21 protein-coding genes are annotated in these 22,961 nt (G+C 65.9%); 13 read left to right on the top strand and 8 right to left on the bottom strand.

The genetic code is table 11. The features are described 5' to 3' along the window. Nucleotides 1–24: 24 nt before the first annotated feature. Nucleotides 25–3,054 (bottom strand): TonB-dependent receptor, encoded by a 3,030-nt coding sequence (locus AC58D2_RS16525; RefSeq protein ID WP_497392116.1) that lies wholly within the window; start codon nucleotides 3,052–3,054, stop codon nucleotides 25–27. Nucleotides 3,055–3,325: 271 nt separating this feature from the next. On the opposite strand from AC58D2_RS16525, the gene AC58D2_RS16530 reads away from it, so the two are divergent. Next, complete coding sequence (locus tag AC58D2_RS16530) at nucleotides 3,326–3,532, top strand: hypothetical protein (RefSeq protein ID WP_497392117.1); 207 nt, start codon at nucleotides 3,326–3,328, stop codon at nucleotides 3,530–3,532. A gap of 48 nt (nucleotides 3,533–3,580) precedes the next feature. On the opposite strand, the gene AC58D2_RS16535 is transcribed toward AC58D2_RS16530, so the two are convergent. Together AC58D2_RS16535 and AC58D2_RS16540 are read right to left on the bottom strand one after the other, a co-directional pair. Continuing rightward, the gene (locus AC58D2_RS16535; protein ID WP_497392118.1) at nucleotides 3,581–4,279 is read right to left on the bottom strand and encodes an anti-sigma factor family protein; all 699 of its coding nucleotides are present in this window, start codon (nucleotides 4,277–4,279) and stop codon (nucleotides 3,581–3,583) included. Further along, complete coding sequence (locus tag AC58D2_RS16540) at nucleotides 4,276–4,764, bottom strand: RNA polymerase sigma factor (RefSeq protein WP_497392120.1); 489 nt, start codon at nucleotides 4,762–4,764, stop codon at nucleotides 4,276–4,278. The genes AC58D2_RS16535 and AC58D2_RS16540 overlap by 4 nt, the downstream gene beginning before the upstream one ends. Nucleotides 4,765–4,888: 124 nt before the next feature. On the opposite strand from AC58D2_RS16540, the gene AC58D2_RS16545 reads away from it, so the two are divergent. The 6 genes from AC58D2_RS16545 to AC58D2_RS16570 all read left to right on the top strand — a co-directional run bounded on the left by AC58D2_RS16545 (nucleotide 4,889) and on the right by AC58D2_RS16570 (nucleotide 10,296). After that, nucleotides 4,889–6,151: a S8 family serine peptidase gene (locus AC58D2_RS16545; protein ID WP_497392122.1), complete on the top strand. Its 1,263-nt coding sequence runs from the start codon at nucleotides 4,889–4,891 to the stop codon at nucleotides 6,149–6,151. 96 nt (nucleotides 6,152–6,247) lie between these two features. Then, nucleotides 6,248–7,090: a hypothetical protein gene (locus AC58D2_RS16550; RefSeq protein WP_497392123.1), complete on the top strand. Its 843-nt coding sequence runs from the start codon at nucleotides 6,248–6,250 to the stop codon at nucleotides 7,088–7,090. Between the two features lie 209 nt (nucleotides 7,091–7,299). Then, nucleotides 7,300–8,172, top strand: a complete 873-nt coding sequence (locus AC58D2_RS16555) for an alpha/beta hydrolase (protein ID WP_497392125.1) — start codon at nucleotides 7,300–7,302, stop codon at nucleotides 8,170–8,172. After that, the gene (locus tag AC58D2_RS16560) at nucleotides 8,169–8,441 is read left to right on the top strand and encodes a hypothetical protein (protein ID WP_497392127.1); all 273 of its coding nucleotides are present in this window, start codon (nucleotides 8,169–8,171) and stop codon (nucleotides 8,439–8,441) included. Before AC58D2_RS16555 ends, AC58D2_RS16560 begins: the two co-directional genes overlap by 4 nt. After that, complete coding sequence (locus AC58D2_RS16565; protein WP_497392129.1) at nucleotides 8,438–8,731, top strand: hypothetical protein; 294 nt, start codon at nucleotides 8,438–8,440, stop codon at nucleotides 8,729–8,731. The genes AC58D2_RS16560 and AC58D2_RS16565 overlap by 4 nt, the downstream gene beginning before the upstream one ends. After that, nucleotides 8,728–10,296 carry a PepSY-associated TM helix domain-containing protein gene (locus AC58D2_RS16570; RefSeq protein ID WP_497392130.1) on the top strand — a complete coding sequence of 523 codons (1,569 nt, stop codon included), beginning with the start codon at nucleotides 8,728–8,730 and terminating at the stop codon, nucleotides 10,294–10,296. The genes AC58D2_RS16565 and AC58D2_RS16570 overlap by 4 nt, the downstream gene beginning before the upstream one ends. 25 nt (nucleotides 10,297–10,321) lie before the next feature. Here AC58D2_RS16570 and AC58D2_RS16575 read toward each other — a convergent pair whose 3' ends face one another. Continuing rightward, complete coding sequence (locus tag AC58D2_RS16575; RefSeq protein ID WP_497392132.1) at nucleotides 10,322–11,704, bottom strand: sensor histidine kinase; 1,383 nt, start codon at nucleotides 11,702–11,704, stop codon at nucleotides 10,322–10,324. Then, entirely contained in the window at nucleotides 11,701–12,378 is a 678-nt protein-coding gene (locus AC58D2_RS16580; RefSeq protein WP_497392134.1) for a response regulator transcription factor, read from the bottom strand. The genes AC58D2_RS16575 and AC58D2_RS16580 overlap by 4 nt, the downstream gene beginning before the upstream one ends. Nucleotides 12,379–12,503: 125 nt before the next feature. Here AC58D2_RS16580 and AC58D2_RS16585 point away from each other — a divergent pair, with 125 nt between their 5' ends. Genes AC58D2_RS16585 through AC58D2_RS16595 form a run of 3 tightly spaced genes read left to right on the top strand, consistent with a single transcriptional unit; the run spans nucleotide 12,504 to nucleotide 15,162 of the window. Beyond that, nucleotides 12,504–13,232, top strand: a complete 729-nt coding sequence (locus AC58D2_RS16585) for an HAD family hydrolase (protein ID WP_497392136.1) — start codon at nucleotides 12,504–12,506, stop codon at nucleotides 13,230–13,232. Nucleotides 13,233–13,237: 5 nt separating this feature from the next. Beyond that, entirely contained in the window at nucleotides 13,238–14,389 is a 1,152-nt protein-coding gene (locus AC58D2_RS16590) for a CDP-glycerol glycerophosphotransferase family protein (RefSeq protein WP_497392240.1), read from the top strand. Further along, nucleotides 14,386–15,162, top strand: a complete 777-nt coding sequence (locus AC58D2_RS16595) for an FkbM family methyltransferase (RefSeq protein WP_497392138.1) — start codon at nucleotides 14,386–14,388, stop codon at nucleotides 15,160–15,162. Before AC58D2_RS16590 ends, AC58D2_RS16595 begins: the two co-directional genes overlap by 4 nt. Before the next feature lie 167 nt (nucleotides 15,163–15,329). On the opposite strand, the gene AC58D2_RS16600 is transcribed toward AC58D2_RS16595, so the two are convergent. Next, the gene (locus AC58D2_RS16600; protein WP_497392140.1) at nucleotides 15,330–17,102 is read right to left on the bottom strand and encodes a YadA family autotransporter adhesin; all 1,773 of its coding nucleotides are present in this window, start codon (nucleotides 17,100–17,102) and stop codon (nucleotides 15,330–15,332) included. Nucleotides 17,103–17,281: 179 nt separating this feature from the next. Here AC58D2_RS16600 and AC58D2_RS16605 point away from each other — a divergent pair, with 179 nt between their 5' ends. Next, nucleotides 17,282–17,788, top strand: coding sequence for an ECF-type sigma factor (locus AC58D2_RS16605; protein WP_497392142.1), 507 nt, complete (start codon nucleotides 17,282–17,284; stop codon nucleotides 17,786–17,788). A gap of 13 nt (nucleotides 17,789–17,801) precedes the next feature. Here the strand turns inward: AC58D2_RS16605 and AC58D2_RS16610 are convergent, their stop codons facing one another. Then, the gene (locus tag AC58D2_RS16610) at nucleotides 17,802–18,953 is read right to left on the bottom strand and encodes an LGFP repeat-containing protein (RefSeq protein ID WP_497392143.1); all 1,152 of its coding nucleotides are present in this window, start codon (nucleotides 18,951–18,953) and stop codon (nucleotides 17,802–17,804) included. Nucleotides 18,954–19,147: 194 nt separating this feature from the next. Then, nucleotides 19,148–21,580, bottom strand: a complete 2,433-nt coding sequence (locus AC58D2_RS16615) for a protein kinase domain-containing protein (RefSeq protein WP_497392144.1) — start codon at nucleotides 21,578–21,580, stop codon at nucleotides 19,148–19,150. Nucleotides 21,581–21,827: 247 nt separating this feature from the next. Between AC58D2_RS16615 and AC58D2_RS16620 the strand changes: the two genes are divergently transcribed. Continuing rightward, the gene (locus AC58D2_RS16620; RefSeq protein WP_497392146.1) at nucleotides 21,828–22,394 is read left to right on the top strand and encodes a helix-turn-helix transcriptional regulator; all 567 of its coding nucleotides are present in this window, start codon (nucleotides 21,828–21,830) and stop codon (nucleotides 22,392–22,394) included. A 121-nt stretch (nucleotides 22,395–22,515) separates the two neighbouring features. After that, nucleotides 22,516–22,959, top strand: a complete 444-nt coding sequence (locus AC58D2_RS16625) for a MarR family winged helix-turn-helix transcriptional regulator (protein ID WP_497392147.1) — start codon at nucleotides 22,516–22,518, stop codon at nucleotides 22,957–22,959. Nucleotides 22,960–22,961 lie beyond the last annotated feature (2 nt).

Here is a 22,961-nt window from a genome sequence, read left to right on the forward strand (position 1 = left end):
CCCTGCGCCGACATCGCGGCCGCCCTAAAAACGAACCGACGCGCCAAAGGTAATCCGGCGATCGGGCAGCCCCTCGAAGCACAGCAACGCGCCGTCGTTGACGCAATATTGCGAGATTTTCGACTTGGAGAGATTGACCCCCTCGACCCCGATGTTGAGGAAGTCGTTGACGTCGTAGGAGATGCTCGCATTGAGCTGCCCCCGCGCCGCGGTCACGACGGGAAAGCCGAAAGTGCTCGCAAGCGTCGCGCCGCCGACCGTGTCCCGCGTCCGGAAGGCGCTCCGCCATGTGTAGCGGGCGCGGGCCGACAATCCGTATTTCTCGTAATAGAGCGTCAGATTATAGGCGTGTTTGGAAAAGTCGAGCAGACCCTGCTTCGCGGTCACCGGCACGAAATCGGCATCATCGTAGATGCCGTTGATCGCGTTGAAGATATCGGTGCCGCGCGTCGCCGACGTGTTCACTGCCTGGCCACCACCGAATTTCTGATAGGTGTAGTTGGCGACGATGCCGAAGCCCGAGGCAAAGCCCAATGCATCTTCGAACTGCGACAGGTCATATTGCAGCGCGACCTCGACGCCCGTCTGGGTTGTGCTGCCGCTGTCGTTGATCGTCGTCAGGATCGGGACACACATGCCCGATCCACCGATCGGCGAGAGCTGGTTGCGAAACGCGATCGGGTTATAGATGCCGCCGCCCTCGCACGGCGCGGTGATGTCGCGATAGCCATTGGCATCGAGCGGCGCGTCTTCGAGCTGCGTGACGAAAAGGTCGGTACGCTTCTTGTGGAACACGCCGACGCTGAGCACCGACGACCGCGCGAAATACCAGTCGATCGATGCATCGTAGGAGGTGACGGTTTCGGGGCGCAGGTTCGGATTGCCGATCGAGACCGCCGCGTTTTCGCTCGTCACGAACGATACCGAGGTCGACAACAGGTCGAAATCGGGGCGGTTGATGTCGCGGCCCCAGCTGGCGCGCAGCAGGATATTGTCCGCAACATCGGCGACGAGGTTGAGCCGCGGCAACAGCTTGCTGTAGCCGCCCCGGGTGACGACCTGTGTCACATTGGCGCCGGTGATCGAATTGCCGATCGAATCGAGGCTGGTGTCGAGCCAGCGAAGACCGAAATTGCCGCGGACCGGGCCGATCTCGAAATTGGCCTGACCATAGACCGCGTTGGTCGTCTCGTTGATCGAGAAATAGCCCGCCGAATTGGCCGATGCGTCGTTGAGTGCGCGCTGGCCGGGCGCCGCCAGCAAGGCGGCGCGCAGGATGTCGAGTGTACCCTCGCGATCGCTGAAGGCGCGGTTGGGGTCGATAAGCAGAAAGTCCTTGAAGAAAAGCGTCCGGCCGTCGGCGTCGCCGAAATTGTTCGGACCGCGAACCAGCAGATCGGCAAACAAGGTGCCGCGCGGACTGTCGTTGAGGCTGCTGAGCGTGAGCGTCGAGCCGACATCGTTGAAGGTGCTGGACGACCGGTTGAAGCGATAGCCGACGTCGAATGAGGTGAAGAAGGGCGTCAGGTCGGCGACATCGAGCGACAGATCGATGCGCGCCGCGTCTTCCTTGTTGCGCGTGCTGTCATTGCCGATCGACACCTGCTGCAACACGACATTGGCGGGGTCGAGCAATTGTTCGACCGTCGGCGCAAAGGGCGAGTCAAAATTGATCCCGAAGGCAAGCGATCCGCCCGACAGGTCGTAGATGAAGGGAACCGCATTGTCGTTCCCGGTGAAGACCGGAGCATTGGGGTTGAGGAAATTCAGCGTCGTGCTGAGATCGGGATTTCGTGTATTCGAAATCGAACGCGATGCCTCGACACGTCCGGTCAGCCGCCCGGCGTCGAACTCGGTGCCGAGCCGGTAGATTTCGCTCTTGGTCAGGCGGGCCCCGACGTCGCTCGAGAAGCGCAGATTGGGGTCGTCGCGATCGACCGCGATATTGGGCTCGATCGTGCCCGTCTCGGCGACCCGGATACTGCCGAGCTTCACGCCGTCGAGCGAACCGAAATCGACGGTCTGGAAGGATGTCGGAACGCTGTAGTCGAGCAGCGCATTGACCCCCGACCCCTGAACGCGCGAGCTGTCCTGCCGCCGCTGCTGGTCGTTATAGATGGTATCGAAATAGAATTTCACATGATCACTCGGCGCCCATTCGAGCGTTCCGGCGAAATTCTTCGTCTCATATTCGAAATTTTCGAGCTCCTGGTTGAGGAACTGGATGCCGACGAAGTCGAAGTCCTGGGCGGCCGGGCGGCGCGTCGGCTGATTTTCAGCGACGCCGCTGCGGACGACGGTTGCGTTGACATTTTCGACGAGGCCGCCGTCGCGGTCGACACGCGGGCGGAAGGATGTCGCCTCCTGCTGGGTGTAGCTACCGCTCACCACCAGACCGATCTCCCCGATGCCGGTCGACCATTTGTCGCCGAACGTGGCGGAAATGCGTGGCCGGACGCTCTTCGACAGCTCACTATGCTCGCCCTGGATGCGCGCCGCGAGGAGCATGTCCTTCAGGTCGAGGGGGCGGATCGTGCGCAGGTTGATGGTACCGCCGACCGATCCCTCGATCGTCTTCGCTTCGGACGCCTTGGTCACTTCGACCGACGCGATGATGGAGGCGCTGACGTCCTCGAAGCTGATGCCGCCCCGCCCCGAACCCGACCCGACGGTCGAAACGCCGTTGATTTCGACGCGATTGTCGTTGGTACCGCGAATCTGGACCCCGGTGCCGACCCCGGCTTCGCGCGTGATCTGTACCCCGGTGATATTTTCGAGCACTTCGGCGAGATTCTGGTCGGGCAATTTGCCGATGTCTTCGGCCTGAATGACTTCGATCAGATTGTCGGCGTTGCGCTTTTCGGTCAGTGCGCTCTGCAGCGAGCTGCGGATGCCGGTCACTACGATCGCATTGTCGTCGACTGCCTCGCCCTGCTGCGCCTCAGCCCAGGCGGCGGCAGGCGTGAGCAGCGCGCAGAGCGCAACCCCCGAAACCAGCGCAATCGCCAGCCCATTCCCCCGCGCCTCGCGGCACTGCCCGATCGAATCCCGCATTATGCCTCTCCCCAATTGGCTTGGTATTTTGGCTAGGCATAATCTTCATACCTATATTGTCAACACTCCAAAGATTTTATCCTCATTTTTGTCCTACCACTTTGTTGTCAATCTCCATCCGCCACCCACGCCGCCACCGCGATGAGGCGATGAATTCGCCCCGACCGGCTTTCGGCAAGCGCGTGGAATATTTTCGCCGTCAAGCAGGTCGTCGCACAGCGATCCGTCGAAGCTATCGTGATCGCCATTCTCTCACGGACCGTCCGGCGCAATGTGGGGTGTGTTCACACTCAGCTGGGATGGGCTACTACAGGACGGCATCTGCCCCTGCCGCCTCTCGCTGCTGCCCAGGCACAGGGCCAAACGCCGGGAATATGGTCCGGCAAAGACGCTCTACAATCGTTGGAAGCGGTGGAGGGACGAGAGGATCTTCATCTCCGCCGGAACCCTCGTCGCGACCGACATCTTCTGGCTCTGATCAGCGAGTCCTGACGATCGGAATCGCCTTTCCAGCAAATCCATGCGCTCAACGGTTCCATCCCGCGTCACGCGCTGCGCGCTCTGCGTCGGCGTCGAGCGGATCGCCCGCCATCATCGCAGCGGCGGCGGCGGCCAGATCGCCGGACGACGCCTGCCGATAATCGCCGCGCGCCTGTCCGCGAACCGTGCGTTCAAGCAGCCAGCGACCATCGTCATGGCATCCGATGCCGTCGAGCGCGTCGCTTTCGAAGCTGCGGCAATAGCGGCCATCCTTGTCGCGAAAGCTGATCCCGATCCGCACCGCCGCCTCGCGCGGCTGGTTCGAAGCGAGCCGGGTTTCGAGCGCGTTGGCAATCGGCCCTGTCGCGACCAGTGCGCCATCGACAACCGCTACCGGTCCGGCGGGCGCCCACGGCATCGAGCCGAGGGTGATGCCGAGAACCAGCGACGCCGCGATAGCTGCCCAATGAGCCGGGTTGAACCGGCTGCGCCTCGCCTGACGGCGGTCGACTAGACTGGTGTCGACGGTGCCGTCGGCGGAGAGCAATGCTTTTAGTCGGTCGGGAACGGCCTCCGCGACAATCGGCCCGAAATGCGCCGTCAGCCGCGCCTTCAGCGCGCGATGCCGTGCGATCTCGGCGGCGAGCGCCGTATCGGTTTCCGCCGCGCGTTCGATCCGCCGTTCCGTCAGATCGTCGAGTTCGCCGTCGACGAACGCCGCGATGATAGCCGGGTCGAAGCTCATGCCGCCTCTCCCAGCAGGTGCATCAGCGCGTCGCGTCCGCGCGCGAGGCGCGAGGTAACGGTGCCGATCGGTACCCCCAATATGTCCGCCGCCTCGCGATAGGCATAGCCTTCGACGAGCACGAGCATGACGACCTCGCGCTGTTCGTCCGGCAGGCGCGCCATCGCGCCGCCGACATCGTCGCGCAACGCGCCGGCTTCGACCTCTGCCGCGCCTTCGCCCGCGACCTGAAGGATTGCATCGTCGATCGGCGTGTGAGCGCCGCGCCGGTGAGCGGCGCGGCGATTGTCGATCCAGAGATTGCGGGTGATACGGTACATCCAGCTATCCAGTCTTGTTCCTCGTTGCCATTGATCCCGCGACTTGAGCGCGCGCTCGATCGCGGCCTGACACAGGTCGTCGGCATCGCTGACCTCGCGGGTCAGCCCCCGCGCGAAACGGCGCAGCCGCGGCAGCAACTCGATCAGTTCCTCTTCAAAGCGCATCGTCGCCTTTTCTCTTTGTCCGAGGAAGAAACGACCGCCTTCTATCGTTTCTTCCGCATCATGCTAAAATTATTCGAGATGACGGTCTCAGGCCGTGTCGTCCCGACCCGAACGAGGAAACGCGATGCGATACGCTGCCGCCTTGATCCTGATCGCCTGTGTCGCCGGCGACGTCCCGGGCGTCATGGCCCAGATCGGCGTCCCGTCGGTTCGACTGCCCGACGCGACGCGCAATCTTCCGTCGCTGCCCGACGTCGGCATCGAACCGCTGATCGCGGTTGAACATTTGCCGGAACAGCTTCGCCTCGACCGGATCACGCGCTTGCTGCGCGACCACGGCGACCGGGTCGAGCTCGATCGCGCCGGGCAGCCGGCGGTGCGCGGGATACTCGTCGCGACCGGCGTCGATGATGCGATGATCGAGCGGGCGGCAAAAAAGGGGTTCCGCTTGCTCGACCGCGATCGCATCGAGGGCCTCGACCTCCAGGTTATACGCTTCCGCATTCCCGGCGGGCGCAGCCTCGCCCGCGCGCAAAAGCAGCTCGCCAAACTGCTCCCCGGCGCCGCCGTCGACGTCGACAATATCTATTTTGCAAGCGGTGCCGGCGGCCCGCTGCCGGGCACGGCGCTCGCCACGTCGATCGCGCCCGGCAAGGCGTCACTCGGCCTGATCGATGGCGGGGTCGCGGCGCATCCGTCGGTGGCGGGGCGCGTCGAGCAGCGCGGATTTGCGGCCGGCGCGCCCGCGGCAAGCCGCCACGGCACCGCGGTTGCGTCGCTGTTGATCGGGACCGGGGCGGTGCGCGGCGCGGCACCTGGGCAACGGCTGCTCGCCGCCGACGTCTATGGCACCGACCCTGCGGCCGGCAGCGCAAGCGCCATCGCGCGTGCGCTAGGCTGGCTGGTACAAAACCGCGTCGCGGTAACGACCGTCAGCCTCGTCGGACCGGACAACAAGCTTCTTGCGATGGCCGTATCGCGCGCGCAGGCGCGCGGTATGCTGATCGTCGCGGCGGTGGGCAACGATGGCCCCGCCGCGCCGCCCGCTTACCCCGCCTCCTACCGGGGCGTGCTTGCCGTCACCGGTGTCGATACCCGGAATCGCGGCTTGCCCGAGGCTGGCCGCGCGCTTCATGTCGATTTTGCCGCGCCGGGCGACGCGGTGCTGGCCGCGACGGGCAGCCATAGCGCCGAGCGCCTGCGCGGAACGTCGTTCGCGGCGCCGCTCGTCGCCGGCCGGCTGGCGCGTCTTTATCCCGCCCCGGCAATCGATCGCATCGCTCCCGCCATCGCCGCGCTCGTGATCGAGGCGCGCGACCTCGGCAAGAAGGGCCGGGACAAAATCTATGGTCATGGCCTGATCTGCGGGACGTGCGGCGGCCGCTGAACCTCTTCGCGAATTTTTTTGGGAAGAAAATCCAAACCGCTCTCGTTCTCTCCCCAGGCCCACCCCCTCCCGGGCCGCAAGACCAGGAGAAGAGCAATGGCAAAACCTATCGTCATTCCCGCTATCGCATTCGCCGCGGCGGCGATGGCCCTTTCGGCACCGGCTTCGGCGCAACTGCTTGGCGGCAGCGGCGGCCTGGGTGGCAGCCTCGGCGGCAGCTTGGGCGGCACCCTCGGCAATCCTGCCGGACCGATCGGCAGCACGCTCGGCACAGACGGCAGCCTGACCGGATCGGGCCGCGGCGAAGCGAATATCGATCGCCGCTCGGGGCGCGTCCAGGGCACAGGCGGCGGCGACGCCCACGGCACGCTCGGCGGCAATGGCAGTCTGATCGGCCGCACGATCGGCGGCGATGCCAACGGATCGGGCGGCACCTCCGGCAACGGCAGCGTCGATGCGCAGGCTGTCGGTACCGATTTCATCGCCGAAACCGCGCGCGGGACGGTGGGAACTGCACGGGGTACCGCTTCGACCGTCGCCGGCACCACACGCGGTGCGGTCGGGACTGTCCGCGACCGAGCCGGTTCGACGCTGTCAGACGTCTCGGGCAGCGCCGGCACCGCCGGCTCGGCCGCGGGCAGCTTCCAGGGCAGCCTCGGCCAGCTCGCCGCCGCGGGCAGCGGGGCCGCGAGCGGTAACGGCATGTTCGCGGTTGCTCCCGGCATGCCCGTCACCGATCCGCGCGGAAAGGTGATCGGTTACGTCCAGCAACTGCGCCAGACCGGCCAAGGGGTCGTGCAGGCGGTGACGGTCGAGGTCGGCGACCGCGTCGCGACGCTTCCGGCGGCAAGCTTCGCCGGGTCGGGGGAAGTGCTCGTCTCCGGCATGACCAAAGGACAGCTTAAGAGTGCAGCCAGGCAGCGGGAAACCGCCGAGTAGAATTCGACTGGGCTGGTCGGCGAACGCGACCCTGACATCGCCGGCTATGAACTGGGCGGACCATCGCGGTCCGCCCTTATTCTTGTCCATACCTCGCGGCCGACCCTGTCTTGGTGAGATCGGCCTGGAGATGCGCGTAAAATGCCACAGTTAATATTACGATTCATTTGCATTAGCAGCCAGGCGAATCAGACGAACAAGGGGAAGACATGATCATCACGCGCCCGCTCTTAATCGGCCTTTTAACGACCGCAGCCTCGCCGGCGTTCGCGCAGGATGCGCTGCCGCGGGATGATCAGCGCAAGACCGACATCGTCGTCGTCGCGACCGGCCAGACGTCCGCCGATTCGGCTACCAAGGCCGAAACGCCGATCATCGAGGCCCCGCAGACCATTTCGATCGTCAGCCGCGAGGAAATGGACGTGCGCGCGGTCGGCACGGCCAGCGACGCGCTTGCCTATACCGCAGGCGTCAACGTCGAATCCTATGGCATCGACAGCCGCACCGACGAAATCGTCGTGTGCGGTTTCGGCGTCAGCCCCGGCATCGCCGCCGGACCGCTCGCGCGCCGGGTGCGCGACTATACGCCCGACGCGGGCGCCGATCCGATTCCCGCGGGCGCCCCGGCGCACGGCTTCGCGACCGGTGGCGCCGATGCCTTTCTGACTTTCGTGGCGACGCGGGTGCGGCCAGCCGTCGCGGCGCACTGGCGCGTCGATTCGCGCCGCGAAACGCTCGCCGGACACAGTTTCGGCGGGCTCGCGGCGCTGTACGACCTGCACCGCTTTGCGCATTTCGACGCCTATGCGGCGATCAGCCCGTCGCTCTGGTATGGCGGCGGCGCGGCGCTGCCCGCAATCGAACCAGCGGCCCGGCGCGGCATCCGCGTCCTGATCGCCAGCGGGTCGCGGGAAGGCGGCCCCGCTTCCGGCCCCGGCGGCGAGACGGCGGCCGAAACGCTGCGCGCCGCAGGCGCCGACGCACGCTATGACCGGCTGGCGGGCCAGTCGCACGGCAGCACGATGCTCGCCGCGATGGGCGCCATCGTCGAACTCGCCTTTGCACGGGGGAACAGCGAATGATCGCCTGGATCGGCGGCGCGCTCGTCGTGCTCGCCTCGACGATGCTCTATGCCGCATCGCCCAACCAGAAGCTGCTGACCGCCATACCGCCGCGGCGGGCGCTGGCGTGGGGCGGCGGCGGGCTGTTCGTCCTCGGCGCGTTGTTGATCGGCCGCTGGGCGGGACCGGCGACGACGGTTTTCATCGCGCTGACGCTCGCGATGTTCGTCTGGTCGGTGGTGCCGCTCGGCATCGCGTGGCGGCGCGGGGCACCGGGAGGGAAGGCATGACGAAGCCGCTGACGAGCCGCGACTGGTTCGGAAAATCGAGCGCCGGACTGATCCTCGGCTTCCTGCTTGCGCTCGGCTGTTCGGGCCTGTTCAAGTTGACCTCGGGTCTTGGCGAAACCTTCTTCTCGACCAAGGGGCAATTCTCGATGTGGATGATCGCCCCCGTCTGGGCTCTGATCCTCAGCTTCTGCTTCCTGTTCGGTTCGCCGGCGCGCGCCTGGGGCTGGCTCGCGGTCGCCAATATGCTGCTATGGGGGGCGCTCTGGGCGCTTGGAGGACTGACGCCATGAAGATCCGCACCGACATCGTGAAGATGTACAAGGAGATTCACGGCTGGGTCGGGATCGTCTCCGGCCTCGCGCTGTTCATCGCCTTCTACGCCGGCGCGATCACCATGTTCGAGGAACCGCTCCAGCGCTGGGCCTCGGCGCCGACGGCGCTCGCGCCGCCGCCCTCGCTGGAGCGCACGCCCGCACTCGTCGCAAAGGCGCTCGCCGCGCATCCCGAGGCGGCCAAGGATTATGAAATCCACGTCGCCATCGGACCCGACCGCCCCGCGCGCATGTCGTGGGAGGTCGAAGCGCCGGGCGCCGACGAGCATGCGCCGCGCGAAACCGTCTATGCCTCGCTCGCCCCCAACGGCAGCCTGCAAATCGAGCGCGAGGGGCCTTCGCCCGTCGCGCAGTTCGTCGACGTGCTGCACCAGCAGGTCGGCCTGCCCTTTGAGCATGAGGTCGCGATGCCGATCATGGGCGCGATCGCACTCCTCTATACGATTGCCATCGTCTCTGGCCTGATCGTGCTGTTGCCGAGCCTGGTCAGCGACCTGTTCGCGCTGCGCGTCGGCCGGAACGTCAAGCGCATGTGGCTCGACGTCCACAATGTCCTCGGGCTGTTCAGCATCCCCTTTCACCTGGTCATGGCGCTGACCGCGATCGTCTTTGCCTTTCACGACCAATTCTATGATTCGCAGGCGCTGGCCTTCGGCGGCGGCGAGCGCCGCCCGCCGGTCAGCGCGCCGCCGCCGCCCGCCAATCACGCGCCCGTCCTCGCCCCCGCCGACGTCGTGAAGCGCGTCGCCGACCAGGCGCCGGGCTTCACATTGCTTCAGATCGCCTATGCGCAGGGCCGCGACGGCGCTCCAGTGCTGCGGATCGCCGGGCGCGACGCGCGCTATGGCCATCGCGGCCCGACCTACGGCCTTGCCGAACTCGACCCGCACAGCGGCGATTTCAAGGAAACCGACTATATGCCGGGGCGGCAGGACGGCTGGTCGGCGACGATCACCAGCTTTTTCGCGCTGCATTTCGGCAATTTCGGTGGCGAGCCGATCCGCTGGTCCTATTTCCTGCTCGGCCTTGCCGGCGCCTTTCTTTTCTACACCGGCAATTTGCTGTGGGTCGAATCGCGGCGCAAGCGTGAGCGCAAGCAGGGACTGCCCGAACAGACGAAGGCGACGCGCATCCTCGCCGCGCTGACCGTCGGGGTGCCGCTCGGCTGCATGGCGGGGATTTCGGTCACGGTCGCCGCCGCGAAGCCGCTAGGGCTCGGAGCGAGCGAAGGCATGCACAGCCTGATCTATTATCTGGTCTTCCTGGCCTTCACCGCCTGGGCGCTGATCCGCGGCGCGCCGCGCGCTAGCATCGAACTGACCGCGGGCTGCATCGCCGCGATGCTCTGCATCCCCGCCGCGACGCTGTTGACGTTCGGGTCGCACCCGCCGGTCCTGCCGCTGATCGACGGCGTCGCGATCGCCATCGCCTTCGGTCTGGCGAGTATGATCGGGCCGGCGAGACGGCGAATCCGATCGGGGCCGCGCGACAGCGTCTGGTCGCTATCGAACCGGCCGTCCTGAGGTCACAAGACATGGCAAGCGGCAATCAGCTCTCGCGAGCCGGGGCGCCGAATATCAATTGAATTTTGGCGCCCGATGCCGCGTCCATGATGCGGAGCTTTCCCCGGTGCAGCGAAACGATCGCGTCGACGAGCGACAGGCCGAGACCATTTCCCGGCTCGGAGGCGGTGTCGGACAATCTGAAGAATCGTTCGATCACCTTTTCGCGGTAAGTGGGCGGGATGCCGGGGCCGGTATCGGATATCTCCACCGTGATTTCCGGTCCTCTTCTGTCGGCACGGACCGTCACCGTGCCGCCCTCGCCGCCATATTTTACCGCATTGTCGAGCAGGTTCGACACGGCCTGGAACAGCAGGTTGGGATCCGCCTCGAGCGTCAGGCCCGAAGCTATCTCGCTCGCAATGCGCTGGCCGCGCGCTTCGGCGCCGGGCATATGATATTCGATCGCGTCGGCGAGCAGGGCCGACAGGTCGACGGTTCGGAAGCCGGCGAGATGTCGTCCGCTCTCGATACGCGCGATGCGCAGCAGCGCATCGAAGATCGACTGGAGCCGCTCCGCTTCGGCCACCGCCTGTTCGGTGAGCTGCTGGCGCTCGCGCTCGTCAGACGCGACACGCAAATCGTCGAGATCGGCATGCAGCCGCGCGAGCGGCGTGCGCAGTTCGTGCGCGACATTGTCCGACACGCGGCGGACCGCCTCGACCGCCTCCTCGATCCGCCCCAGCATCTGGTTGAGCGTTCCGGCAAGCTCGTCGAAGTCGTCACCGGTGCCGCGGAGCGGAATACGCTCGTCGAGGCTCCCCGCCATTACCCGGCGCGCGGCGCGGGTCACGGCCTCGATCCGGCGCGCGACCGCGCGGCTCATTGCGAAGCTTCCGGTGAGGGCGAGCGCTGCCGCAATCAGGATCAGCCATGCCGAACCGATGGTGAAAAGCTCGTCCCGATCGTCGATATCCTCGACATCGCGTCCGACGAGCAAGCGCGCGCCATCGCCCAGACGGCGTTCGACGACGAGCGCTTCATAATCCTGTTCCTGCCCCGCCAGATAAACATCGGCTTCCAGTGTCGTCCAATCGCCGATCGGCGTAGCGGGCCAACTCGGCAGCGTTGCGGTCACCGTGCGGCCATTTGACGCAACCAGTGCGTCGAAGGCACGGCGAGGACCGGTGCTGCGGCGCACCTCGAGCGCGCGCAATAGTGCATCGCGCCCGCCGGCACGGTCGATGGCGGTCAGATCGCCCGCTTCGCGCCGCACGAGCGCCGCCTCTTTCAACAGCGGCTGATATACGCCGATCCAATAGGCCGCGCCGAACAAAATGGCGGTCGAGGTCAGGAACAGTGCGACATAGATCAACCCGAGCCGCAGGGTCAGGCTATGCCAAATTTTTCCGCCGGGACGGCCAGTCACGCGGCGGACCGCATAACATAGCCCGTTCCGCGCACGGTGTGGATCAACGGCGCTTCGTACCCCCGATCGATCTTCTGACGCAGGCGGCTGACGTGCTGGTCGATGATGTTGGTCTGCGGGTCGAAATGATAATCCCAGACATGTTCAAGCAGCATCGAGCGCGTAACAACGCGGCCCTCGTTACGCGCGAGATAGGCGAGGACACGAAACTCGCGCGCGGTAAGGTCGATCGCATGGCCTTGCCGCCGTACCTGCTGGCCGAGCAGGTCGACCTCGAGATCGCCGACCTTCAGCCTCGTTTCAGCAACAATGGCGGGTCCCCGGCGCCCCAGGACGTCGATGCGCGCGATCAGTTCCGACATCGCGAACGGCTTGGTCAGATAATCGTCGCCGCCCGCGCGCAAGCCCATGACGCGCTCGTCGACCTCTCCGAGCGCGCTCAGGAACAGCACCGGCGTCGTATCGCCGGTCGCGCGGATCGTCTGGACGATCGTCAAACCGTCGACGTTCGGCAGCATGCGGTCGACTACGATCAGGTCGTAGGATTCGGACGCCGCACGCAACAGCCCCTCGCGCCCGTCGCTTTCAAGCCTGAAAAGATGCCCGGCAGCTCTCAGGCCCTTGCCGATATGCTCCGCGACGCGGGCATCGTCCTCGATCACCAGGATTTGCATCACGCCCTCAATACCGGCTGACAGGCCGGATCGCCAGCGGCCGGGCGAACATGTCTAAAATCAAATGCTGGCTCCATCGCTGCGTCAGGCCGCCCTGCCACTGCCGGTTCCGCAAGGAGCGGACAATGGCCCGGACACGGCGACAGGTATGGAAAGGGGCTCGCGACGAACCCGCACGGCAACGCACGATGCTGTCGATCTTCGACCTCGACCGCACCCTCACCGTCCTGCCGACCTACACGCCCTTCCTGTGGTTCGCCGTGCGCAGCCGCGCGCCGTGGCGCGTGCTGCTGCTACCGCTGCTGCTACCCGTCGCGATCCTCTATGCACTCAAGCTGATCCCGCGCCGGCGGATGAAGCAGACGATGCACCGCGTCGCTTTGGGCGGCACCCTTCCGGAGCGGGAGGCCGCGCGGCTCGCCGACCGGTTCGCGCGAGATCTGCTCTCTCGCGGTCTGTATGCAGAAGGCGTCGCGCTGATCGAGTCCGAACGGCAGGCGGGTCGGCGGATCATTCTCGCAACCGCAGCACCGCATGTCTATGCTGCTGCGCTGGCCCGGCGGCTCGGTATCGCCGATGTCGTCGCGACCGCGTCGAGCTGGCGCGATGGGCAGCTCACATCCGAAATCGCGTCGGCCAATTGCTACGGCACCGACAAGCGCGCGATGGTCGAAGCATTCATGGCACAGGCGGGCCTGACGCGCGAGGCTGCGCATATCCGCTTCTATTCGGACCACGCGTCCGACCTGCCGATGTTCGAGCTCGCCGACGAGGCCATTGCGGTGAACCCTTCGGCAAAATTGCGCGGCATTGCGGCGACGCGAAGCTGGACAGTGCTGGACTGGCGGCGGTGAGCGCGATGCACATCGGCTTTCTCTTCAACCATCATGGCGCCCATCAGGTCGCGCACGCGCTGCCCGTCGCGCTGGCGCTGCTGCGCCGCGGGACCAACGCCAGGGTCAGCATCTTCGTGTCCGATGGCTGTGAAGGCGAGGTCCGGAGAATGGCGGCCGCGACACCCGGCCCGGCTCCGGCCATCGTGCGTTTGCGCGCACCTTCCGGACTCGCGCGCGCCGCAAACCGCGTTAGCGGGCGCGCAATCCCCACCGACATCATCTCGACCCTCCGCCGCAACCTCGACCGCTTCCGGTCGCTCGACGCGCTCGTCGTGCCCGAAAAGACGTCGCTGATGCTGAAATCGGTGTTCGGGCTCAAATCGCTAAAGCTCGTCCACACCCGTCATGGCGCTGGCGACCGCGCGATCGGCTTCGACAAGGCAAGCGGGAAATTCGATCTCGTGCTGCTGTCGGGCGAAAAGATCCGCGACCGGCTGGCGCAGGCAGAGATGCTGAAGGAGGACGGCCATGCAATCGTCGGCTATCCGAAGTTCGACATCGCGCCCCCCAAGCATCCGCGGCTGTTTGCGAAGGATCGGCCAACGGTACTCTACAACCCGCACCCTTCGCCCGCGCTGTCGTCCTGGTACCGCATGGGGCCGCAAATCCTCGACTGGTTCGCGAAGGACGGGCGATACAACCTCATCTTCGCGCCGCACGTGATGCTGTTCAGGAAGCGAATCACAGCCTCGCTGACGCCCTTCGCGCTCGGCTGGAGTTGCCGCCCGCGACCCGGCGACTACGAGCAGGAGCATATGCTGATCGATACGGGCAGCCCGGCGTGCCTCGACATGACCTACACCGATGCCGCCGACATCTATCTCGGCGATGCGAGCAGCCAGGTCTACGAGTTCATCCGCCGCCCGCGACCGTGCCTGTTCCTCAATCCGCGCGGCCGTGCCTGGCAGGGCAATCCCGATTTCGCGCATTGGCGGGGCGGTCGGGTACTGGACGGGTTCAACGAGTTCGAGGCCGCCTTCCAACACGTGCCGCGCCTGTCGCCGGCGATGCGCAAGCGGCAGGAGGATTTGTTCCGCTACAGTTTCGACATGCAGGACCGCCCCTCGTCCGAACGCGCCGCCGAGGCGATCCTCGACTATATGGCCCGGCAATGAGCGCCATATCTCCCTCGCCACTCATGAGCTTCTTCGACTATGGCGTCAGGAAGACGCTGCACAAGGCATGGGTGCATCTGCTGGCCGCGCTGCCGCTGCCGCGATCAGAGCCCGTCGTCACCTCGCGCTATGGGGTGCGCATGCGCGCGAACTGGAGCGACCGGACCTTCCAATATTGCTGCTACGCAACCTATGGCCGGGCGTTGTCGGATTATATCGCCGCGCAGGACCGGCCGTTCGCCTTTGTCGACATCGGAGCGAACCAGGGCCTCTACAGCCTGCTCGCTGCGCGCAACCCGCATTGCGCACGAGCGGTCGCGTTCGAGCCGGTCGCGGCGACGTTCGCGCTGCTGCTGGACAATATCGCACTCAACGGCGGAGATACGAAGATCCGCCCAGTACATGCCGCTGTATCGCGTCATTCGGGGACGGCGCGTATCGCCACCGACAGTGCGCATAGCGGTATCGCGAGCCTGCGCGACAAAGCGCCGGAGGGAGAGGATATCCGCATTCTCGGGATAGCGGGCGTCGATACGCTGCTGGACGGCGAAGAGCCGATGATCGTCAAAATCGATGTCGAAGGCCATGAAGAGACTGTCGTGGAGGCGCTGCTTGCCTCCGGACATCGGCACCGTATCTCCGCGATTTTCTATGAGGTCGATGCTCGCTGGACCGATGCGGATGCCATCGAGGCGCGGCTGCGCGAGACGGGCTTCAGGCATTTTACCCGACACGGAATCGGGCGCCACTACGACGTATTGGCAAGTCGTTGATGGCCTGTTCCGGGTTGGCGTCGGTGTTTGCCGGCTGGCTCAGACGATATCGCGCGGGGCGGCGCGGTCGACATTCGCGATGTCAAAATTACTGGGTGAGCGGGCATTCGAGCTTTTAACCTGAATGCCCGCCCCCAACGGAAGTTAGAGAAATTGGAACGAACTCGTCAGAACCCGAACGCTAAGCCGACCCGCCCGCCGGTCGACCCCTTGACGGTCGAGCCCGCAAAGCCGCCGCTGACATAGACGCGCGGCGCCGCCCGGACGACGACGGCGCCGGAAAAGCCCTGTTCGCCGCGGTAGGTGGCCAGGTTGAACGACATCGATACGTCGCTGTCGGGCACGATCATCGTGCCGCCCAATGCCATAGCCGCCGCGATGCCGCCATTGGCGCGCCGAAAGCCTCGGTCGTTAGCGAGTTCGAGCAAGTCGACGCGGCCATTGAGCTGCGACAGTCCATTGTCGAGCGCGCCGAGCGCCGAGCCGACGTCGGCATAGCTGGCCCCCTGGACGTTATAGCTCGGCGGCGTGACCATGCCGGTCGCGCCGTCATAGGCCGCCCCGCCGCCGAGCGCCGCCGCGGTGCCCTGCCCCAAAGCGGTGCCGCGCGCGATCGCGGTGTCGGCCGTGCCTTGTGCGGCGGCGGCATCTGCGAGTGCCGTGTCGGCGGTATCTTGCGCCGACGCCGCTTCGGCACGGGCGGTGGTCGCCGTCGCCTGCGCCGCCGCCGCATCAGCAAGCGCGTCATTCGCGGTGGTCTGCGCTGCGGCGGCATTCCCGTTCGCGCCAGCAACGGCGGCGTTGAGCTGGCGCAGATTGACGGCATCGGTCGCCGCCGTGCCGGCAGCGACGTTGGTGATCTGACGCTCCGAGCCCGCTGCCCCGACCGAAACGCTGTTGTCGCGGTCGGCGACCGACCTCGCGCCGAGTGCGACGGCATTCGCCCCGCTCGCGACGGCACCGGTACCAAGCGCGGTGGCATTGTCGGTGCTTGCCTGGCTGTTCGCGCCGATCGCGATCGCACCGCTGTTGGCTACGCCGACACCGTTGCCGATCGCGATGCCGTTCGCGCCGGTAACACTTGTTCGCGCGCCGAGCGCCGTGCCCCCTTCCGCCGCGACATTCGACGCCGCACCGACCGCAGTGCCGTTGGCCACCGGTTCGAAGGCGTTACGGATACCAACGACGGAATAGGCCCCGAGCGCGAGGCCATTGTTACCGGAGACGCGCGAGCGATCGCCAACCGCAACCCCGCCCACCAGGTCGGGAACCTCGACCGTGCTGATCGTGCCGAACTGCGCCTCGTTGACACGGCTGTTCCGACCAATGGCAACACCGCCGACGGAGGCGGTGCTCGACTGATAGCCGAGCACGGTTGCTCCTTCGCCGGCGGCGGCCGATTGCGTGCCAACGACCGTCGAGCCGTCGGCTATTGCCTGTGAAGACGCGCCAACCGCGACGCCGCCCGCGCCGAGCACCAGGGTAGTCGATCCGATCGCGGTCGCCCTGCTGACGCTGTTGAACTGTCCGAAAACGCCGCCGATCCGGGAATTGGCGCCGACCGCGACGTTCCGATCGCCGTCGACGCGCGTGCGATACCCGATCCCGACGCTGGCGTCGGGAAACACGGCGCCGTTGGAGATGTTGGTGTCGCTGAAATCGGTGTCGGGCTCGACGATAACGAATTGCCCGATCCCGACGCTGCCATTGCTGACTTCCCCGCGACCGACGACGGTCGAACCGGTTCCGCCGAATGAGGATTCGCCGCACACGATAGACGGGGGCGTATCGTCATCGTTGCCCGGAGAGTTGTCGGGTCCGGAACTGCCGGCGACATATTCGCACGGCTGCGGCGCCGCCGATGCAGCGGTTGGCACCAGGCCAAGCGCGGCAAGCGCAAGCGGCGCCGCCGCGACGAGGAATTTGCTCTTGTTACCCATTGTCCTTCTCCTGAAACGATGCGCCGGGGGCGGCGCGCTGAAGAGGAGCAATGGCTAGGGCAGCCGGGCTCGCCGAAAATCATAGGATCGAAGGAGCCTGCCCCGAATTTCACCATGATGCTGGTCGCTTATCGGCATTTGCGGTAAGGAGGGACCCGAACGTCGGAGTGACGCGCGCGATGATACGCACCAATGCCATCATGGAAACGCTGTACGAGGATTTGCGCGACATCGCGCGGCGCGAACGATTCCGTGCCGGACAGCCGATGACATTGCAGACGACCGCCGTGCTGCACGAAGCCTATATCAAGCTCTACAAGCGCGAGGATTGGGAAAGCCGCGAGCATTTTCTGGGGACCGCGGCGACGGCGATCCGTCACGTCCTCGTCAACGCCGCGCTCGCGCGTAAGGCGGCAAAGCGCGGCGACGGGATACGGGCGATGCCGATCGACGAAGCGCGCGATATCGTCTTTACCGAAGACGATCGCGAACTGATCGCGCTCGGCGAGGCGCTGGAGGAGCTGGCGGCACTCGACGCCGAACTCGCCAAGCTGATCGACTGCCGTTTCTTCGCCGGCCTCAGTGAAGCCGAGACCGCCGTGGTCATGGGTATCAGCGAACGCACCGTCCGGCGCCGATGGACCCAGGCGCGCGCCTGGGTCCATCGCGAAATGGCGGGCGAATGACCGCGCGCCGCAATCAGCCCGGATCGACCGTGAACAGCGCCTTGTAGCGCGCCCCGCCTGCGGCCATCATCGCGCTTTCAAACTTGTAGGGCAGAATCTGCTCCGCCTTGTAGACGCTGCCGCGCGTCGCCAGCGTGACCAGCCGCTTTGTCGACAAAGCGATCGTATCGGTCCCGATCAGATCGTCCTGGAGATCGAGCAATGCGGCAATGCCCGAAGCGACTCCGGGCATCACCTTGTCGAGCGCCGGACCGGCGATCTTGGAGATGATCGGCCCGACGAGCGGGATGAACTGGAGCAGGAACTTGCCGACCTCATGGTTCGTCATCACGACCTGCTCGATCGCCTTGCGATTGCCTTCGGGGCTGCCGAAATCATGCTCCATTCCCACAACCCCGATCGTCAGGCCGTATGCGGGGCCGCGGTAGAGTTCGACCCGATCGGCGCGCACGGTGCGATCATCGACCCCTTCGTAGGTTCTGGACCGAAAGGTCGCGATGTCCTTCTTTGGAGCGATGACCGACAGCAGCATATACGGCTCGTCCGACCCCGAGGACTGATCCTGGTCGGATTCCGAATAGGCATGCATTCCGACATAGGTAACGACGATATCGCGCAGGTCGATCGCGCCCATATCCTTCCACCAATAGATCCAGCCATGCTGAAAGCTGTTGGCGCGGCCGCCTTCGTCGATGTCGCCTTCATCGCTGGTCGGATAGCCGAGGTAGCCGCGTTCCCAGCCCAGCTCGGCCCAGCGTTTGCGGATATCGCCCCAGATCGCGCAGGCGCCGGTCGGCGGGGACCAATAGATCGATATGCCGCCGTCGAAATGATTATAGCGCCCCACCCCGTCGGGCGTCGCCGTCTCGTCGGTCTCGGGCAGCCATTCCCCGCCAAACGCCTTCCATTTCGCATAAATGGCGCCCTTGATGTGGAAGGCCGCCTTTGCATGGTGGTTATAGACGAGGCATTGATCGCCGAAGTCCCAGCGGCGCCCCGCACTTATCGGCGGCGGCGCCTTGCCGAAGGTCTTCGCCCCGCCCAGTGCTTCATATTTCTTTTGCAACGCCTCGCGAGCGCCAAGCACGACGGCCTTCCCCGCCACCCGGCTGAACGATACGTCGGTCAGGATCTGGCCTGCCGCCTTCTTCACCAATTTTGGCATTTTCCTGTCTCCGTCTTCGGCAGGCTTCCCCTGGTGCCGGTGGGAAACGTGCGGATGAGGGGACGCTGTTTCAGGACCGGCGCCCGCGACAGCAGGACCGGAGACTGCACCTACGCGCTGCGGCGCGGGTCATAGGTTCGAAGGAGAAATTAAGCGGCTCGCCGCGCATGTCGCTCGCCCGGTCGACGCGTGCCTCAGCGCAGGCGGTTGCGATGCCGCTCGACGATCAACAGCGAGGGGCCGGCCGCCGGCCCCAGCGCGGTCAATATCTTCTCGGTGGCATCGAGATCGGCGCGCGCCGCGTCATAGTGACCCTCCGCAATCCGTACCGCGGCGCGCGCACGAAGAAAGGCCGGGTTCTGGGCCGGATTCATGCCGAGCTTCGTAAAATCGGCTTCAGCCCTGTCGAGGCTGCGCCGGGCCTCGGCGCCGCGTCCCAGACTGGCAAGCGCCTCGACTCGCGTGGTTTGCAGCGCAAGCCCGGGGGGCGACGCCACGCCCAGAAATTTATCGATCATCGGCCAGGCTTCGTCGAACGTCGCCAGGGCCTTTTCATCCTGTCCCAGCGCCAGCTGAATCCCGCCCGCCTGCATCAGCGCGAAACCAAGGCCCGCCGACGCCCCATAGAGTTCCCGTCGCAAGGACGCGACGCGCTCGTACCCCGCAAGCCCGCCCTTCAGATCGCCGCGGAACACCCGCGTCGTCGCGCGATGCGTCAGGACCATCAGCCCCGGGGCACTTGCCTCCATCCGCTGACGCCGGGCCAGCGCCGTGCCCCGGCCCAAAATCCGTTCGGCATCGTCGATGCGGCCCGATTCGATATAGTGCGCGCCAAGGTTCGCGTAACGCGTCAGCATTTCGCGGGGATTGTCGGCATAGGCCACTTCGGCCGCCGGCATCCCATCTTCGAGCAGCTTGATCGCTTCGTCGCGTTTGCCTGCAACGCGCAGCATATAGGCGCGCGCGCCTGTCGAATCCGCCATTTCGGTGCGGAAGCGTTCGGGATCGGCGCTGAAGACCCGGTCGGCACGGTCGAGGAGCGCGCGCGCCTCGTCGGGCTTGCCGATCGCGGCATAGGCCTGCCCCAGCCGGTGCTGGATGCGCGCGGTCGCCGCAGCGTCCTTGCGCCCCACTCCCGCTTCCATCGCCTGCCGCAGAAAGGTTTCGGCGCCTGCGACATCCTCGGTCAGCGTATACAGATCGGCAAGCGTGATGACGGCATCCGCCGTGTCGGGATCGTCGGGGTCGCTCGTCGCGATCAACCGCCTGGCGCTCACGTTCAACATGTCGCGGGCCGTTACCGACCCGATCTGGCCGGTCTCGCTGGCGTTGCGGAACAAATAGCTGATCGCATTGAATGCGGCTTCGGACCGGCGAAGTTCGGCGCGCGCGATGTCGCGCTCGATCGCCGCTTGCCGCGCCTGCCAGGCGATGCCGCCCGCACCGGCGAGCAGCGCCAGCAGCAGCGCGACCCCTGAGGCCACGCCCAGCCTGTTGCGCTGGACAAAGCGCCGCACGCGATAGGCGGCCGATCCCTCGTGCGCCTGCACGGGGCGCAGCCGCTGGTGGCGGCGGATGTCGTCGGCGAGATCGGCCACGCTCGCATAGCGGTCGACCTGCGCATGGCGCATCGCCTTCATCACGATCGCATCGAGGTCGCCCGCGATCCGCGACACGGGCACGGGGCTCTCTTCGCGTTCGCGCGCCAGCTTGCTCGGCGGCGCCGGGTCGTCGTGCAGCGCGCGGCGAATGATCGAGGACACCGATCCCGCGCCGGCGCGCCACGGCCCCGTTCCTGTCAACAGTTCATAGAGCACGGCCCCGAGCGCATACACGTCGGTAGCGACGGTGACGGGTGCATTTTCCAGCTGCTCGGGCGCCGCATAATCGGGGGTCAGCATTGCCAGCGTCATCGTGTGGTCGCCGGCCGCCTGGTCGACAATCCGCGCGATGCCGAAATCCAGCAATCGCGGCCGCCCATCGGTGTCGATCAGGATGTTGGCGACCTTGATGTCCCGGTGCACGACCAGCCGCGCATGCGCATAGGATACCGCGTCGCACAGCTCGAGAAACAGGCGCAGACGCTCGTCCAGATCCGCCTTCGTTCGCGCACACCAGCGCCCGATATCCTCGCCTTCGACATATTCCATCGCCATATAGGCGCGGCCGTCGTCGGCGATGCCGCCATCGATCAGTCGCGCTATCCCCGGATGCTCGAGCGTCGCGAGCAATTGGCGTTCGGATTCGAACAGCGAAGCGCGCGCGGCCGCCTCGGGCCGCAGCATCTTCAGCGCGACGCGCTGATCGAACCCTGCCCCTGTCCGTTCGGCAAGGTACACCTCGCCCATCCCGCCACGCCCGATCAGGTGCAGGACGCGAAAAACGCCGACCGTCGTCCCGGGCGCCAGCGAAGAATATTCCGCTGTCGCCCGTTCGGGGCCGACCGCCTGCCCGTCGAGCGGCCCGGCGCTCTCGGCGGCGTTCAGCAGGCTGCGCACCTGATCGGCGATGAACGGCTCGGCCGCTGCGCGTGCGAGCGCGGGCTCCTGCTCATCCGCCGGCAACGACACCAGTCGGTCGAAGAGGTTCCAGATTGCTGACCATTCGGATGAACTGGGTTGCCGCATCGAGCCAACTCTATCATCTGCCACGAGTTTGCCATAGCGCGCGATTCTCGCCTGCCGCGCCACTGTCGCACCGATTTCGCTCCATGGCATCGTCTCCTGCAACCGCGCACCTGATCGGCCCGTTGGCGCGTTCTGCGGCGGCGCGCGTCATAGCTTTGCAGGAGAGCGAAAAATATTACCCCGCCGCTGGCCGGATTCTCGCGCGCTTCCTGTCTTGCCCCTTGCCAACCGCAAAGGGGAGAAAGTCATGACCCATTTTCGCTCAATGATCGCCGGCGCCGCACCGGCACGACCCGATGACGACGACAGCGCGGCCGAACCGGTGATCATTCTGGTCGATGGCGCGCGCCGTCTGCTCGACGCCAACCGCGCGGCGAATGCGGCGCTCGACGCCTCGGCGGCTATCGAGCGCAGCTTCGGCCGTCTCGCGGCGGCGTGCCAGCGCGACGTCATACGGATCGAACGCGCGATCGCCGCAGCCCGGCGGGCCGGGATGGCGCCGCTCTCGCTCGCGGACGGGGCGTTCGAAGCCGACGTAATCCGCATGGGCGACGGCCTGCCCGCGCCGAACTTCCTCATCCTCGCGCGCGCATCCGCAACGGGCGAGCGGACCGAACGCGCGGCGCGATGCTTCGGCCTGACCCCGGCCGAGAACCGGTTGCTCGATTGTCTGGTCGAAGGGCTCGAACTCAAGGACGCCGCGTGCCGTCTCGGCGTCGCGCGGACAACTGCACGCACGCACCTCCAGCGGATCTTCGACAAGACCGGGGTACGCCGACAAACCGACCTGCAGCGCATGATCGCGCTATCCTGACTCGACATCCGTTCGGTGCTTGCGCCGCCAATGCCAGGGAGCAAGGCGATCCCCGGCGAAAGCCGGGAATCGCCTGTCGGCAGACCCTTGCATTTTTTTGTTAGCGTGCTAACTAACAAATATGAGTCGAAACGAATGGGAACGCAGCCTCGCCCAGAAACTGGTCGGGCTCTCGCGGCGTTGGCAAACGCTGGGCGATCAGGCGCTGGCGCGGCTCGGCGTCTCCAATTCGACTGGATGGTGTCTCGTCTACCTCGACCGCCTTGGCGAAGACGCGCGCCAGTCGGACCTGGCCCGCGCGATCGGCATTCGCGAAGCGACGCTGGTCCGCACCCTTGCACAACTCGAACGCGGCGGGCTGATCGAACGCTCGCCCAATCCGAACGATGCCCGCGCCAATATCATGCGTATCACGCCGCAAGGACATGGCCTCGTCGCCGAAATCGAGTCGGTGCTCGCCGGACTGCGCGAACAGGTCCTGCAAGATGTCGACGATGCCGAACTCGAAACGATGGTGCGCGTGTTCGACCTGATCGACGCCCGGCTGCGCGAGCGAATCCTGTGACG

This window comes from Sphingopyxis sp. CR5 (assembly GCF_059693785.1).